This is a genomic window from Lewinella sp. JB7 (assembly GCF_024297185.1).
GTDB lineage: Bacteria > Bacteroidota > Bacteroidia > Chitinophagales > Saprospiraceae > Neolewinella.
In genome coordinates, this window is record NZ_JANCTD010000008.1 from 185,828 (window position 1) to 201,203 (window position 15,376).

The following is a 15,376-nucleotide window of genomic DNA, read 5'->3' on the forward strand; positions in this document are numbered from 1 at the left end:
ACCATCGTACCACATTACCACCCTACCAACTGAAGAAATAACAGACTCCCCCCATGACCCACTTCCTCCTCGGCGGCACTTCCGGATGGCAACGAACGGCGCTGATCGTTTTTTGGCTCTTCGTGCTGGCAATCCCGATCGGGACGGTACTGCTGTTTACGGGTCTGAGTTTTACGGATCTCCCATCGGTAACGGAACTCGAGAATCCTAAAAACAATGAAGCCAGTCCCATTCTGGCAAACGACGGTACGGTCCTCGGACGCTACTTCGTGGAAAACCGGGTAATGGTCGACTTTAAGGATCTGGGCCCTCACCTCGAAGCCGCCCTGGTGAGTACGGAGGACGAACGTTACTACGACCACAGCGGCATCGACTGGAGGTCGCTTCCCCGGGTAGCCATTAAGACGGCCATACTGGGGGATGAAAGCGCGGGCGGGGGCTCGACGATCACCCAACAGCTGGCTAAGCTGCTGTTTACCGGGCAGGCGAGTTCCAACCTCATCGAGCGCGGCTTTCAGAAGTTTAAGGAGTGGATCATCGCCGTGCGGCTGGAGCGCAAGTACACCAAGGAGGAGATCATCGCCATGTACCTCAATCGCTACGACTTCATCAACGGCGCCCAGGGTATCCGCGCCGCGGCGGAGAATTACTTCGACGGTAAGCGGCCGGCGGATCTCGAGGTACAGGAAGCCGCGATGCTTATCGGCATGCTGAAAAACGCATCCCTCTACAATCCTCTGCGCTTCCCGGAACGCACCCAGGAACGCCGCAATCAGGTTCTTGCGCAAATGGTGCGCAACGACCGCATTACAAAGCCGGAATTCGACTCCCTCTCCCTGCTTCCCCTGGGCGTACAGTTCACCCGTCAGCGCCACGACGACGGACTGGCCCCCTACTTCCGCATGGTCCTGGCGGAAGAAGCCAAAAAAATCCTGGCTCAGGAATCCTATCTGAAATCGAGTGGGCAGGCCTACGACATTTACCGCGACGGCCTCACCTTCTACACTACGATCGATCCCCTGCTCCAGCGCCATGCCGAACAGGAGGCTAAGGTGCACATGAAGCAACTGCAGGAGCAGTTCTTCCGCCACTGGAAGAACATGGACCCCTGGACGTACACCAACCCCGGTTCCGAAACCGAAGTACGGGTTGATCGGCGACAGGAAAGCCTGACCAACGCCATCCGGCAGTCGGACCGCTACCAAATGTACCGCTCCCGCATCCTGTCACCGGTCCTGCGAAAGATTACGGCGAAAATGGACTTCCGTTTCTCGGCCAACGACCGGGAAGTGGAACGCATGGTGGAAGAATCCGCCAATCCCGGGGTCATCGCCGAAACGGTACGGCTCAATCTGATCTCCAATGACTTCGCCGCCCGCCACCGCGCGGTCATGAAGCTGCCGGAATTCGGCGAACTGCGGACAGCCTGGAAGAAGCTGCAGGAAACCGTACGGGCGGAATTCGATAAGGAGGTGGAGATGCGCGTGTTCACCTACGACAACGCCCGTATGGAAACCGACACGCTCATGACCCCCCTCGACAGCGTACGCTACCATAAAATGATCCTGCAAATCGGAAGTATGTCGGTGGAGCCCAGCACCGGCTTCGTCCGTACGTGGATCGGGGGCAGCGACTTCAAGTGGTTTCAGTACGATCACGTGACGACCAAGCGACAGGTCGGATCCACCTTTAAGCCGTTTATCTACGCCGCCAGCATCGACCTTCGCGGCATCACCCCCTGTCAGCGCGTGATCGACCAGCCGGTGACTATCGGGCCGGGCGACGGCAACTTTAACCTCAACAAGGAATGGACCCCCCGCAACGCCAGCGGCGGCTACAGTTACGAAGATTACACGCTCTACCAGGGGCTGAAAAATTCCGTCAATAGCATTTCGGCGTATCTGATGAAGGAACTGGGGTCGACGGAACCCGTCCGCAATATGGTTGCCAATATGGGCATCCCGAAGGGGGAAATTCCGGATGCACCGTCCATCGCCCTCGGCTCGGTCGACCTGACCGTGCAGCAAATGACGGGAGCCTACACGACCTTCGGCAACAACGGTATCTTCAACCGGCCGGTATACCTGACGCGCATCGAGGACCGCACCGGGCGTACCATCTATGAGTATCTGCCGGAGGAACGTCCCGCCATCAGCCCGCAGGCCAACTACGTGATGATCAATATGCTATCGCGAGCTTCGGTCGGGAACCTCGCGGGCGTTAAGGGACGCGTAGGCGGCAAGACCGGTACGACCAACGACCAAACCGACGGCTGGTTCATGGGACTCACACCCGAGCTCATCGTGGGCACGTGGGTCGGCGGAGACGATCGTTGGATCCGCTTCCGCAGCCTCGCCCTGGGGGCCGGGTCAAACATGGCCAAGCCCTTCTTTCGGCGCTTCGTACGCTCCGCCCAGGAGGATGAAGCCGTAGCCTGGGATACGGAAGCGGACTGGATGAAACCGACCGGAGAGCTCGGCATCGAGATGGACTGTAACGCTTACAACGGCGGTAACGATGACCTCTTCCGCGACGGGCAGGGACTCCCCGACGATCCTTTCGGTAACAGCCCCGACTTTTAGGGGGCGGGAACGCAGGAGCAGTGAATATCCTCCACATTGCCGGCTGGTGGCCGAGTCGCGTACACCCCACCCACGGCAACTTCGTACAGAAGCACGTACGGTTGGTAGCCCGTGACCATACGGTTACCGTCGTAGCCGTCCAGGAGGATCCCGGATTACCCTGCGGCGAGCGGGAATTGCACGCAACTACGGAGGAAGGATATCAACTGGTTCAGGTTTACTACGGCCGCCCCGATCGCAGCCACCGAATACGTAATCTGCTCTACCGTGCAATCGCCTACCGATTCGCCCTCGCCCAACTCACCGTACGCCCCGATCTGATACACGGACACATCACTCTTGACGGGGGGATCGTTGCGGCACTTCTCGCAAAGTGGTATGGTGTACCCCACGTCATCTCCGAACATTCGAGTGCTTACCGGAGTCCGGAAGCCTTATCCACGATGCGGTCCCTTCTGTGCCGCTGGGCGTGTCGGCGCGCGATGATGGTGTTGCCCGTCTCGGTAGCACTTAGCCGGGGTATGGTAGCGAACGGTCTGGAAGGGAACTACGCTGTGGTTCCAAATGTAGTAGATACCGACTTATTCCGACCAACACCGCGGGGAAAAGCTGGTCCTTTCCCGGAGGCCTTTCGACTGTTGCACGTTTCCAATTTCGACGCTCGCTACAAAAATGTAGAGGGGATCCTAGACGCCTATGCCCGGTTGTACCGGGAGGAGCCGGGAGCATACCATTTGACGATCGCCGGCGACGGCGATGTAGAAAGCGTCAAACAATTGGCGGCAGCAGCGGCACTGGCGGAAGACAGCCTCACGATCTCCGGACCGCACACCCAGCAGGAAGTGGCTCACCTTATGCAGGGAGCGGATCTGTTTGTACTCTTCAGCAATTATGAAACTCAGGGTATCGTGTTACTGGAAGCTCTTAGCAGTGGTCTTCCCGTCGTGGCGACCTGGGTGGGGGGCATACCCGAGATCGTTCACGACTGTTCACTCGGAGTACTTCTGGAGTCTGGCGACACCGACGCCCTGGTTGATACCATCCGGTTGATTGCCACCGGTCAACGTACGTTTGACTCAGGCGTGCTGCGGAACAGCTCGGTCCGGCGGTACGGCGAAGATGCCGTAATGGCGAAGATCAATCAAGTTTACGAGCGGATAAGGTTGGAACCATAATGAACGATACACCGCTGTTTACTTTAATCATTCCAACCTATAATCGCCCGACCTACCTGCGTCAGGCCGTTCAGAGCGTGATCGACCAGACGTACACCAGCTGGGAACTTCTCATTATCGATGACGGCTCCGAGCCCCCGGTAAAGCCGCTCCTCGAGGACATTGAAGATCCGCGGATAGCCTACTACTACCATGCTAATCAGGGACTGGGAGCCAGCCGGCAGGTCGGTGTCCGGAAAAGCCGCGGTAAACTCCTCTGTTACCTTGATGACGATGATTATCTTCTACCGACGCACCTGGAAGTGGTCGCCGCGGATTTTCACCGTAACGAGCAGCGCGAATGTTTGTACAAGACGGGGATGATCACTCAGACCGCCGACGGTGCCCTGACCGAGGGGCCAATATTCGATAACGGGCGCTCCGCTCTGCTGCAACACTGGGAAAATCCGATCGGCATATTTCCGTACGTGATTCCCGCGAGTTTAGCGCGACGCGTTCCCAGCATTAATTTTTTCCTTTCGGAAGACTTTAATTGGCTTGGCCGCCTTATGACGGAAGTGCCGGTGCGCCAGCTTCCGTTCTACACCGTCGTCTTCCGTCTGCACGACCAAAACCGAACGTACGTGCTCCGCGATCGTAGCGCCTTACGCAGTAGGTTGGAGGCCGTACGGGATCTGTACGAACGTCCCGGCGTACGTGGGGTAATTCCTTCCCGGCTGTACCGGCGGGTGATGTCACATCAGTGCTGGCACTGGACCCGCCTTTGTCTGCGGGCGCACGCTTACGGGGAGGCGGGATGGGGGTTCGCACAGGGCCTGCGCACGTTTACCCCGTCCGGCACCAAGGAGTTGCTCTATACCATTTACGTCTTCCTGCGGACCCTGCGCAAATAATAGTGATACCGGCGGTAGGCCCGTAATTCATTCCACCGACCGCCCGCCGTCTTGCGGAGTATAAAATACGCCAGGAAGGATAGCGACATCGCCCAGGGCTTATTGGGGGAGGTGAAGTGGACAACGGCCACGGTTCGATCATCTGGCTGACGAAGGTTCAGATTGAGATTCTCCTGCCGGATGATCTTGTCGAGGATGAAGGCACAGGCATTGTACATCACCGAGATTTCCCAGGGACCGCGCCGTTCACGGAAAATTCCCCGAAAATATTCGTGAATCAGGTTTTGCTCGCTGAAGGTTTCGAATTGCTGATGGACCGTAGGCCAGGTAGCGAATATTTCCTGCCCGAGACCCCGCCGCGGACTAATGACCAGCAGGCCGGTGTTGGGAAAATTCCAGTGCTCGAAGGGGGGGACGCGGGCCTGATACACCGCCGCGGAGGGGTGGGGGCAATCGAACAGATGATCCAGATTGCGGGTCACCAGCATATCGGCGTCCAGAAAGACGATCTTAGCGTACTGTGTCAGCTCGAACATCTCCAACTTGGCGAAGGTGCCCAGCCACCGGGGCACCTCATTCTTCTCCCGCACATGGTCGGGCAAGCGGTACCTGTCGGTCAGTGGAAGGGTAGCCAGCCCAAACCCCTCGATTCTACCGACCGCCTCCGGAGATAAACGGGGGGATGTCATCACCACCAGGGGGTAGCGGGGCTGGGTGTCCAGCAACGACATCGCCATGCACAGCAGACCGTCAACGTAGTCATCCGTAGAAACGAGCGAGACGTAGGCGTTCAAAACCGGCCCACGTAATTCTCCGGCCGGATGGCGCGCAGCTCCTCCTTAACCTCACCGGATACATCGAGCCCGGCGATAAACGCATGAATAGCCTGCTCGTCGATATTCGTGCGGCCGCGGGTTAGTTCCTTAAGGGCCTCGTAGGGCTGGGGATATCCTTCGCGGCGCAGCACGTTCTGAATGGCCTCGGCCGTCACCATCCAGTTGGCTTCCAGGTCGGCGGCGATGCGTTCGGCGTTCAGGAGCAGTTTACCCAGCCCCTTCTCCATCGCCTGTACGGAAATCAGCAGGTGAGCAATGGGTACCCCGATGTTGCGCAGCACGGTCGAGTCCGTAAGGTCCCGCTGCAGTCGGCTGACGGGAAGTTTGTCGGCCAGGTGGGTGAACAAGGCCCGGGCGATGCCGAGATTACCTTCGGCATTCTCGAAGTCGATGGGGTTGACCTTGTGCGGCATGGCGGAGCTGCCGATCTCTCCGGCCACCGTGCGCTGGCGGAAGTATTCCATGCTGATGTAGGTCCAGACGTCGCGGCACAGGTCGATGAGGATCGTACTGGTCCGCGACAGCGCGTGGAACAGGGCCGCAAGGTTATCGTAGTGCTCGATCTGAGTGGTCGGATAGCTGCGGTGGAGTCCGAGGTCCTGCTCGACGAAGCTAGTGGCGAAGGCGTGCCAGTCCCGATCGGGGAAGCTGACGTAGTGAGCGTTCAGGTTGCCGGTAGCGCCGCCGAATTTGGCGGACATCGGGACCTGATCCAGCTGTCGCAACTGCTCCCGCAACCGCGTGGTCCACACCCGAAACTCCTTCCCGAGGAGGGTGGGGGAGGCCGGTTGTCCGTGGGTGCGGGCCAGCATGGGAATATCCTTCCATTCCCCGACGAGGGCTTCCAGCCGGTCGACCAGTCCGTCGATGGCCGGCCGGATCACCTCCCCGAGTCCTTCCTTCAGGCTGAGGGGGACAGCCGTGTTATTAATGTCCTGACTCGTAAGCCCGAAGTGGGTGAACTCTACGATGCTATCCAGTCCCCGATCGCGCAATTTTTGTTTCACGAAGTACTCTACGGCCTTCACGTCGTGGTTCGTGACCCGCTCGGTTTGCTTGATCTCTTGGGCATCCGCCTCGGTGAACTCGCTTACGATCTCCTCCAGGGCGGCGATGGTGGCGGGTTCGGCGGACTGTAGCTGAGGAAGCCCGACACGGTGCAGGGCCTGCAGGTAGCGTACCTCTACTAATACGCGGTAGCGGATGAGGGCGTATTCGCTGAAGTAATCGGCAAGCGCTTCCGTTTTAGCGGCGTAGCGCCCGTCAATCGGGCTGATGGCTTTCAGGGACATGAAAGGAGCTTTAGTCGTGAGGTGAATCCCGGTAACGGCGTGAATGTCGCTGCCGCCGGCGAAGGCACAAAGAACTAAAGAACCGATCAACTATACAAAGAACTCGTCGTCCAGGGTCGTCTCCTGCGGGTCGCGTTTAAGGTGGTAAGGCTTGGAATCGTTTCCCTCCTGCAGGCGGGCATCCACGCGGGTGATGGGAGTCTTGCTGCTGGCCAGCAAACAGCGATCGTTGCGAAATACATCCACCGTGACCCAGCCGATCCAGCTCATCCCGATCTCTACCCGGTACTTATCGATGCCGTCCCCGCCGGGCGCGTCGACCGTGAAGTAGTGGTTTCGACCGAAGATGCTGGTTCCGACGCTGGCCAGTTGGCCGTTGAAGTACACTTTTTCCTCGCCGGTCCACAGGCTGTTGTGAACTTCCAGGAGGTCGTCGTCGATGGGTAGAGAGAGGATGCGCATAGCGATTTTCGTTTCCCCTAATTTACCCCCCGGCTCCGCGGACCGGAAACTCCATAGACCAATGAACGATCCCCGTCGATTAACCGGGAAATTCCCCGAACCGGCCACCCCTTTACGTCGGCTTTGCGTGTTACCTTCGCCGTGCCTAACCAGCTGATCGATATGCCCCGCCCGTTTCGCTATCTCTTGTTACTCTGCTCCTGCGTACCCGCCCTCGGCCTCCTCGGTCAGGGTGCGGAAGCGCCGGCCCCGGATTTTTTACGCAGTATTGGCAAGATGTACGTCGTGGTCGCAGTTATCGTCGTCGTATTCCTCGGTCTGGCCCTTTATCTGTGGCGGCTGGACCGACGCCTAACCAATATTGAAAATCAAATGGAAGATCATGCCTGACAAGACTTTTCTTGACAGCGTCGGACGTTATTTTGACGCCGCCGCCCCCCATACCGGATTGCCGGAGGGACTTTTGAAGCAGATCAAGGTCTGCAACTCGGTTTATCAGATTTACTTCCCGGTAAAAATTGACGGGGAAGTACGGGTCATTGAGGCCTACCGTGCCCAGCACAGCCACCACCGCAGCCCCACCAAGGGGGGTATCCGGTACTCCAATCACGTCAATCAGGAAGAGGTGGTCGCCCTGGCCACGCTGATGTCGTACAAGTGCGCCATCGTCGACGTTCCCTTCGGCGGGGCGAAGGGGGGCGTACGGATCAACCCCTGGGAGTACACCGAGGCCGATCTGGAGAAGATCACCCGGCGCTACACGACCGAGCTGATCCGTCGCAAGTTCATCGGTCCGGCCATTGACGTGCCGGCCCCCGACTACGGTACCGGCCCCCGGGAAATGGCCTGGATCTACGATACTTACCGGTCTTTCCACCCTGACGATATCAACGCCGCCGGCTGCGTGACGGGTAAGCCCGTAAGCCAGAACGGTGTCCGCGGGCGGTCGGAAGCCACCGGGCGCGGGGTATTTTACGGCATCCGGGAAGCCTGTAACCAGCAGGACCTGATGGACAAGCTCGGCCTTTCGCTCGGCATTGAGGGGAAAACCATGGTCGTGCAGGGACTCGGTAACGTCGGTTCCCACACCGCTACCATCAGCCAGGACGAGGGTGGCGTCAAGATCATCGGCGTATCCGAAGTGGAGGGCGCGATCTACAATCCGGACGGCCTGGACATCCACGACGTGATCCGTCACCGCGGCGAACACGGCAGCATCCTGAGCTACCCCGGTGCCCAGTCCTTCGGTAAGGACGACCGCCGCTCGGTCATGGAGTTCGAATGCGACATCCTCGTGCCGGCCGCCCTGGAGAACCAGATCGATGCCGACAACGCCCACCGGGTGCAGGCCAAGATCATCGCCGAGGCCGCCAACGGACCGGTAACCGCCGACGGATCGGCGATTCTGGCCGAACGGGGCATCATCGTGCTTCCCGATATCTACCTCAATGCCGGCGGCGTAACCGTGAGCTACTTCGAGTGGTTGAAGAATCTCAGCCACATGCGCTTCGGTCGCCTGCAGAAACGTTTCGACGAGCGGAACTACCGCCGCATCGTGGAGCAGATCGAGCAGACCACGGGTAAGAGCATCAGCGAACGCGACCGGCAGATGATCATCCACGGTGCCGATGAGATCGACCTCGTACGCTCCGGTCTGGAGGAAACTATGGTCAACGGCTTCGAGGGTATTTATGCCATCTACCGCGATCAGGAGGGGGTCAACGATCTGCGTACGGCCGCTTTCGCGTTGGCAATCAGTAAGATATCCAACGACTACATCAGCCTGGGAATTTGGCCCTAGAGTAAGTTTTGGCGAATAAAATACTTATTTCACGCAAACTGTGAAATATTTGTTGGTGCGGCTATCTTTGCCGCATCAACATCGCCTTAATACTCTATGTCCGATAAACTCGACAAGATTGACCTGAGCATCCTCAAGATCCTACAGGACAACAGCAAAATCACCAACCTCGATCTATCCAAGCGCATCGGCCTCAGCCCGGCGCCGACCCTGGAACGGGTGAAGAAGCTGGAGCAGAACGACGTAGTGCAGAGCTACCACGCCCAGGTGAATCCCGAAGCCATCGGACTGATGGTCAAGACCTTCGTGCTGGTATCACTGGACTGGCGTAAGAACCAGGCCCGGGAAAACTTCCTGGAGCAGGTGCAGAGCATCGACGAGATCACCGAGTGCTACATCATCACCGGCGAGGCGGATTTTCTGCTGAAGATCGTATGCAAGGACATCCCTACCTACGAGCGCCTTCTGTTCAAGACCCTGCAGCAGATCGACGAGATCGAACGCCTCAAAACGCTCATGACCCTATCGACGGTCAAGGACGTCAAGCGATTGCCCTTCGACTACGATCAGGAGTAGGCATTGCGGCGGGTGCGCGGGAGCGGTGCGAACTATGTAAGGAGCCGTGACATTGGTAGTATTCGTTATCCCTCCACCCCGACCCCATGAACAAGCTCAGCATCGGTATTGTACAGCAGGCCAACACCGGCGATCGTGCGGCTAATCTGGCTAAATCGGAAGCCGGTATCCGCCGGTGTCACGCCGGTGGCGCCCAACTCGTAGTCCTGCAGGAACTCCACACCGGCCTGTACTTCTGCCAGACCGAAGCAACCGAAGTTTTCGACCAGGCCGAAACCATCCCCGGACCCAGTACGGAGTTTTTCGGCGCCCTCGCCCGCGAATTGCAGTTGGTGCTGGTGCTGAGCCTCTTCGAAAACCGGGCCCCCGGACTCTGCCACAATACGGCCGTCGTGATCGAGCGCGACGGAAGCATCGCGGGGAAGTACCGCAAAATGCATATCCCCGACGATCCGGCTTACTACGAAAAATTCTACTTCACGCCGGGCGATCTGGGCTTCCGGCCCGTCGAGACCAGCGTGGGCAAGCTCGGGGTGCTCGTCTGCTGGGATCAGTGGTATCCGGAAGCCGCCCGACTCATGGCACTGGGCGGAGCGGAAGTGCTCATTTACCCCACGGCCATCGGTTACGAAATCGCCGACGATGCACCCGAGCGCGGCCGGCAACGGGACGCCTGGATCATCTCCCAGCGGGGTCACGCGGTGGCCAACGGTTTACCCGTAGTGGCCGTGAACCGCACCGGCTTCGAGTCCGATCCCAGCGCGGTGACCGACGGGATCCGGTTCTGGGGGAGTAGCTTCGTGACCGGACCCCAGGGAGAATTTCTCTACCAGGCACCCGAAGACGAGGAAGTGACGCAGGTAGTCACCATCGACCGGCAACGGACCGCGGACGTTCGGCGCATCTGGCCCTTCTTCCGCGACCGTCGCATCGACGCCTACGGCGACCTGCTGAAGCGGTGGATTGACTAAAACAAGCACACTGGTTTGACCAAAGCCGAAAAAGCCGCCGGCATCCGGCACGTTCTGGACGAGTTGTACCCTACGGTACCCATTCCATTAGACCATAAGGACCCCTATACCTTGCTCGTAGCCGTGCTGCTGTCGGCTCAGTGTACGGACGTGCGGGTTAACCAGGTCACGCCCCACCTGTGGGCCCTCACCGACCGGCCGGAGGTCATGAAAACCCTTCCCGTAGAGGATATCCGGGACGTGATCCGACCCTGTGGCCTGTCGCCGAGCAAGAGCGCCGCCATCAAGGAGCTGAGCCGCATCATCGATGAGGAACACGGCGGCGAAGTCCCCCGGGACTGGGCGGCTCTGGAAGCGCTACCCGGCGTGGGACATAAAACGGCAAGTGTTGTGATGAGCCAGGCATTCGGGGAGCCGGCCTTTCCGGTGGATACCCATATTCATCGGTTGGCCTACCGTTGGGCGCTGTCGACCGGGAAGAACGTCGTACGGACCGAAGCGGATCTGAAACGGATTTTTCCCCGGGAATCCTGGAACAAGCTGCACCTGCAGATTATTTTCTTCGGGCGGGAATACTGCCCGGCCCGGGGCCACCGCATGTCGGAGTGTCCGATTTGCTCCGTCTACGGCCGCCGGTCGCTGTTAAAGCTTGAAAATAAATAACTTGCCGCTATGGAGGGTACCACGCATGGCGGAAGCTGGAGGCGCAGACTGCCACGCATCTTGTTGGGGGTGGGGGCCGTGGTGCTCATCAGCCTGCTTTATCCCAACAATCTTACCTTCCCCTACCAGTTCGAACTCAACCAGACGTGGCAGTACGCCGACCTGGCTGCGCCCTACGACATTCCCATACTGAAGCGGGAAGAACGACTGGAGGCCGACCGACAAGCCGTGATTCGCGGACTCACCCCGGTCTACCGCCGGGATCCGGAAGTCGCCCGCCTGGCGCGGGCCGCCTACATCGAAGACTTTAAGGAAGCACTGGATTCGGCCGAGGCGCGCAGCACGTACGCCGGCCTGCGCCGGCAGCCGGAGGCCCACCGCTTGTACGGCCTGGAGATACTCGACCGGATATACCAGCGGGGAATCGTACGGCTACGGACGGAAGACGAGGCCCGGGCGGGCATGGCTTCCGTCATTCAGATCGTCGACGGTAGCGATGTCGACACCCGGACCATCGGGCAAGTATTCACTACGCCGGGGCGCGCGCGGCAGTGGCTCACTGACAGCCTGCTCTACACTCGTCTGGCGGCCCCGGATTTTCTGGTACCCCTGCTGGAAGACAAGCTGGAGTACAACACCTTCTACAACGACAGCCTGACCAACCGCCTCCGCAACCAATCTTTGGAGGCCGTGAGTCCCTTTGACGGGCTGGTGCAGCAGGGAGACTTGCTCGTGCGGCAGGGAGAGGTGATTTCGGAGAACGTGTACCAGAAATTGGTATCCTACCGAAGGCTCTACAACAGCAATCTGCAGGGCTCGTCCAGCTACCTTTCGGTGATCGTGGGCTACGGAATCCTGGTGGGACTGGTAATCCTGCTGCTCTTTCTGTACCTCCGCACCTTCTTCCCGCTGGTGTACGTACGTCCCAAGAACCTGATCTTCATACTGCTGTGGCCCATACTGTACGCCGTGTTGGTGCGCTCGATCGAGCTGGCCCCGGGGTGGAGTGCCTACGTGGTGCCCTTCTGCATCGTACCCATCGTGATGCGGATCTTCTTTACCGAGCGGCTGGCCTTTTTCGTGCACGTGGCCGTAGTATTGATTGCCAGCTTCCTCACCTCGCTGGGTTATCCCTTCACTTTCCTGAGTATAATGGCCGGAGTGGTGGTCATTTTTATGGACATCGATACCCGGGACTGGTCGCGCTTCTTCAGTAGTCTGCTCCTGCTCTTCGCCTTCTACCTCTTCGGCTATATCGGCATTCAACTCGTTCAGGGTGCGGGCTTCGTCGCGATCAACTACATCGATCTGATGTGGCTGGCGCTCAACGTATTCCTGGTCTTGCTCGCTTACCCCCTGATTCCCCTGCTCGAACGTTTCTTCGGTCTCATCTCCCCGATCACGCTGATCGAACTGAACGATATGAACCGCCCCTTACTGGAGAAGCTGGCCCGTCAGGCTCCGGGTACCTGGCAGCACAGTCTCAACGTAGCCAACCTCTCGGAGCGTGTTGCCAGTGAGATCGGCATCAACTCCCTGTTGGTCCGGACGGCAGCACTCTACCACGATATCGGCAAGCTGAAGAACCCCGAATACTTCATCGAAAATCAGACCGGCCCGAATCCCCACGATCGCATCAGCGATCTGGAGAGTGCCAAGATCATCATCGACCACGTGCACGAGGGCGTCCGTCTGGCGAAGGCGGCCGGTCTGCCGGAAGTGATTCTGGACTTCATCCGAACCCACCACGGGACGACCCGGGCGGAATACTTCTACCGCAACCACATCAAGGACCACCCCGAGCGGGAGATCGACGAGCCGTACTTCCGCTACGACGGCCCGCTACCCACCAGCAAGGAACAGACGGTACTAATGCTGGCCGATAGCGTGGAGGCGGCCTCTAAGTCGCTGAAGCAGCCGACGGAGCAGGAGCTCTACGAGCTGATCGATACGATCATCCGGGGCAAGCTCACCAACGGACAACTCATCATGAGCCGGTTGAGCTTTCGGGAGCTCGAGGTTGTGCGGCGCATCTTCCGCTCCGTGCTCAAAAGTTCTCACCACCTCCGGATCGCTTACCCCAAGAACGGACGGCAGGAGGAGGAGTAACGGTCAGACCAGCTCCCGGGCTCCGTGAAAGTGAACACCGGGAGAAATGTTCTGTGCCGCCTCGATCATGCGGGTAGCCAGCACGTCCGCGTTGGTCGGATTATAATCGCCCAGCAAGCCCGGCGAAATACTGCGCAAGAGCGTGGTAATGCCCGCCGCGACCCGTTCGCCGATCCGCGTCTCGTCGCGGTCACCGACGAGTACTCCCGGCCGGAAAATGTGGATGGCCCAGAAGTCAATACGAGTAATGGCTTCTTCGGTCTCTCCCTTAACCCGGTTGTAGAAAAAGCGGCTTTCGGAATCCGCCGCCGCGGCGCTTACCAGCAAACACTGGTTGGCACCCCGCGCCTGGGCGAGCCGGGCACCCTGCAGAATGTAATCATGATCCACCCGGCGGAACGCTTCCTCGCTACCGGCCTTTTTGATGGTCGTGCCGAGGGTGATGAACACATCGTGACAGCGAAACAGGTCCGCGTACCGGTCCAGCTTACTGAAATCGATCAGGGGGTTCTCGAGTTTGTCGTGGTCCCGGTGGAGACGTCGCCGGGTCGGAGCTACCACCTTCCGGTAGGCTCCGTGGTTGAGTAAACCTTCCAGCACGTGCTGTCCGACCAGACCCGTCGCCCCGAGTAGCAGCGCCGTCTTTTTACTGGCTACGATTTCCATCCCGTTTTCCATAATGGTCCTAACCGGCGGGCGGGGCGGAGGTTTGCGGCGGGGGCGTTACCCGGAAACGGGACAAAAAGAGCATCCCCAGAATGAAGAAGACGGCCAGCATCAGGATACTGACCCGCATGCTACCCGTCAGGGCATCCAGGAACCCGAAAATGAAGGTGCCGAGTACGATGGCTACCTTTTCCAGTACGTCATAAAAGCTGAACCAGGAGGTGGTGTCCTGGGGTACGGTGCTCCCCGCCGATCCGCCGGGAATGACCTTAGCGTAGGTAGATCGGCTCAGGGACTGTACGCCGCCCATAACCAGTCCCACCGCACCCGCCAGCACGTAAAACTGCAACTTGCCGTTGACGAAGTACGCAACCACGCAGATCAGGGTCCAGATGATCAGCTCGAAGTAAAGGGCGAATTTGTTACCCCGGGCCTCGCTGATGCGGGCTGCCAGGTAGGCTCCCGCGACCGCGACCACCTGTAGGATCAGCACGACCACGATCAACTCCGCGGTCTCGAAACCGAGTTCCTTTTTGGCGAAGATGCTGGCCAGAAAGATCACCGTCTGTACGCCGGCGGAGTACGAGAAGAAAGCGATGAGAAACCGTTTGGCCTGCGGATACTCCTTCATCTGCCTCCAGACCCCCCGGAGTTCCGCCCAGCCCAGAGCGGCCATGTCCGCCAGCCCGTTCCCCGGCTTTCGCTTGTCGTCGGGTAGCCGGGACAATGACAGGTAAGCAAACGCCAACCACCAAATGCCCACGGTGACGAAGGCCAGGCGCACGGATAAAGTACCGGAGGCCGGAAGGCCGAACCAGGCGGGTTGCTGTACCATGGCGAGGTTAAGCAGCAGTAGAATGACGCTGCCCACGTAGCCCATCGCGAAGCCCCGGGCACTCAGGCGGTCGAAGCGGTCGGGCGAAGCGATGATGGGGAGAAAACTGTTGTAAAAAACCAGCCCGCCCGCGAAGCCGACGAGTCCGACGATGAACCCAAGGCTGCCGATCCACATGGTCTCCATACCGTCGAAGAAGTAGAGACTCAGACACCCCAGCCCGCCCATGGTCGTGAAAAACTGCAAAAACCACTTCCGTCGCCCTCCCGCGTCGGCAATGCCGCTGAGCAGGGGAGATAACAAGGCGATCACCAGATAACTGAATGTGATCAGGTAAGCGAACCAGGAGCTGTTGGTAAAGGTGAAACCCAGAACCTCGAATTGCTCGTCCACCATCTCCTCGAAATAGGGGGGGAAGATGGCCGTGGTAATGACGAGCGCGAAGGCGGAGTTAGCCCAGTCGAAGAGCGCCCATCCGTTGAGGGTCTTCTGATCATTCAGGGGGTGTTGCATGC

General features: G+C 59.1%; 14 protein-coding genes. 9 read left to right on the forward strand and 5 right to left on the reverse strand.

Annotated elements, in window-relative coordinates; all coding sequences use genetic code 11:
• The first annotated feature begins 53 nt into the window (after positions 1–53).
• Genes NMA52_RS15105 through NMA52_RS15115 form a run of 3 tightly spaced genes read left to right on the forward strand, consistent with a single transcriptional unit; the run spans position 54 to position 4,650 of the window.
• Entirely contained in the window at positions 54–2,582 is a 2,529-nt protein-coding gene (locus NMA52_RS15105) for a transglycosylase domain-containing protein (protein ID WP_254828533.1), read from the forward strand.
• Positions 2,583–2,602: 20 nt separating this feature from the next.
• The gene (locus NMA52_RS15110; RefSeq protein WP_254828534.1) at positions 2,603–3,757 is read left to right on the forward strand and encodes a glycosyltransferase; all 1,155 of its coding nucleotides are present in this window, start codon (positions 2,603–2,605) and stop codon (positions 3,755–3,757) included.
• Entirely contained in the window at positions 3,757–4,650 is an 894-nt protein-coding gene (locus NMA52_RS15115) for a glycosyltransferase family A protein (RefSeq protein WP_254828535.1), read from the forward strand. Before NMA52_RS15110 ends, NMA52_RS15115 begins: the two co-directional genes overlap by 1 nt.
• Here the strand turns inward: NMA52_RS15115 and NMA52_RS15120 are convergent.
• From NMA52_RS15120 to NMA52_RS15130, 3 genes are all read right to left on the reverse strand, one after another.
• Positions 4,620–5,444: a glycosyltransferase gene (locus NMA52_RS15120; RefSeq protein ID WP_254828536.1), complete on the reverse strand. Its 825-nt coding sequence runs from the start codon at positions 5,442–5,444 to the stop codon at positions 4,620–4,622. The genes NMA52_RS15115 and NMA52_RS15120 overlap by 31 nt on opposite strands.
• On the reverse strand, positions 5,441–6,778 hold the full coding sequence (gene purB, locus NMA52_RS15125; RefSeq protein ID WP_254828537.1) for an adenylosuccinate lyase: 1,338 nt from the start codon (positions 6,776–6,778) through the stop codon (positions 5,441–5,443). Before purB ends, NMA52_RS15120 begins: the two co-directional genes overlap by 4 nt.
• Before the next feature lie 90 nt (positions 6,779–6,868).
• Positions 6,869–7,240: a hypothetical protein gene (locus NMA52_RS15130; protein ID WP_254828538.1), complete on the reverse strand. Its 372-nt coding sequence runs from the start codon at positions 7,238–7,240 to the stop codon at positions 6,869–6,871.
• A gap of 141 nt (positions 7,241–7,381) precedes the next feature.
• Here NMA52_RS15130 and NMA52_RS15135 point away from each other — a divergent pair, with 141 nt between their 5' ends.
• From NMA52_RS15135 to NMA52_RS15160, 6 genes are all read left to right on the forward strand, one after another.
• Positions 7,382–7,630, forward strand: a complete 249-nt coding sequence (locus NMA52_RS15135) for a CcmD family protein (protein ID WP_254828539.1) — start codon at positions 7,382–7,384, stop codon at positions 7,628–7,630.
• The gene (locus NMA52_RS15140; protein WP_254828540.1) at positions 7,623–9,041 is read left to right on the forward strand and encodes a Glu/Leu/Phe/Val dehydrogenase; all 1,419 of its coding nucleotides are present in this window, start codon (positions 7,623–7,625) and stop codon (positions 9,039–9,041) included. Before NMA52_RS15135 ends, NMA52_RS15140 begins: the two co-directional genes overlap by 8 nt.
• A gap of 96 nt (positions 9,042–9,137) precedes the next feature.
• Complete coding sequence (locus NMA52_RS15145) at positions 9,138–9,617, forward strand: Lrp/AsnC family transcriptional regulator (protein ID WP_254828541.1); 480 nt, start codon at positions 9,138–9,140, stop codon at positions 9,615–9,617.
• Between the two features lie 86 nt (positions 9,618–9,703).
• Complete coding sequence (locus tag NMA52_RS15150; protein ID WP_254828542.1) at positions 9,704–10,588, forward strand: carbon-nitrogen hydrolase; 885 nt, start codon at positions 9,704–9,706, stop codon at positions 10,586–10,588.
• Positions 10,589–10,603: 15 nt separating this feature from the next.
• Entirely contained in the window at positions 10,604–11,251 is a 648-nt protein-coding gene (gene nth / locus NMA52_RS15155; RefSeq protein ID WP_254828543.1) for an endonuclease III, read from the forward strand.
• Between the two features lie 9 nt (positions 11,252–11,260).
• Positions 11,261–13,360 (forward strand): HD family phosphohydrolase, encoded by a 2,100-nt coding sequence (locus NMA52_RS15160; protein ID WP_254828544.1) that lies wholly within the window; start codon positions 11,261–11,263, stop codon positions 13,358–13,360.
• 3 nt (positions 13,361–13,363) lie between these two features.
• Here the strand turns inward: NMA52_RS15160 and NMA52_RS15165 are convergent, their stop codons facing one another.
• Both NMA52_RS15165 and NMA52_RS15170 read right to left on the reverse strand, forming a co-directional pair.
• Complete coding sequence (locus tag NMA52_RS15165) at positions 13,364–14,026, reverse strand: NAD-dependent epimerase/dehydratase family protein (RefSeq protein WP_254828545.1); 663 nt, start codon at positions 14,024–14,026, stop codon at positions 13,364–13,366.
• Between the two features lie 19 nt (positions 14,027–14,045).
• Positions 14,046–15,374 carry an MFS transporter gene (locus NMA52_RS15170; protein ID WP_254828546.1) on the reverse strand — a complete coding sequence of 443 codons (1,329 nt, stop codon included), beginning with the start codon at positions 15,372–15,374 and terminating at the stop codon, positions 14,046–14,048.
• Between the last annotated feature and the right edge of the window lie 2 nt (positions 15,375–15,376).